We start from the raw sequence: 220 nt of genomic DNA on the forward strand, positions 1-220 counted from the left end.
CCCCTGCCCCGGCCGCTCCTGCCGCAGCCACCCCTGCCATGACGGCGAATAACGATGCGATGCTCTGGGGCATCGGTGGCGGCGCGCTGCTGCTGATCGGCATAGCCGGCGCCGCCCTTTCGCGCCGTCGCCGCCGTGACGATGCCGATGCGGTTCTGGCTGAACCGGCCGTCGCCGCGCAACCGGTGGCTGCGCTGGCCGCTACGGCGCCCGCTGCCCC

General features: G+C 74.5%; 1 protein-coding gene. It reads left to right on the forward strand.

The window, feature by feature from the left end; genetic code table 11:
• Positions 1-38 precede the first annotated feature (38 nt).
• On the forward strand, positions 39-220 hold a 182-nt coding region (locus tag AX724_RS15760; RefSeq protein ID WP_156448107.1), incomplete at its 3' end, for a GGIII-like transmembrane region-containing protein.

The sequence above is a fragment of the Sphingobium sp. CCH11-B1 genome (assembly GCF_001556865.1).
Classification (GTDB): Bacteria; Pseudomonadota; Alphaproteobacteria; order Sphingomonadales; family Sphingomonadaceae; genus Sphingobium.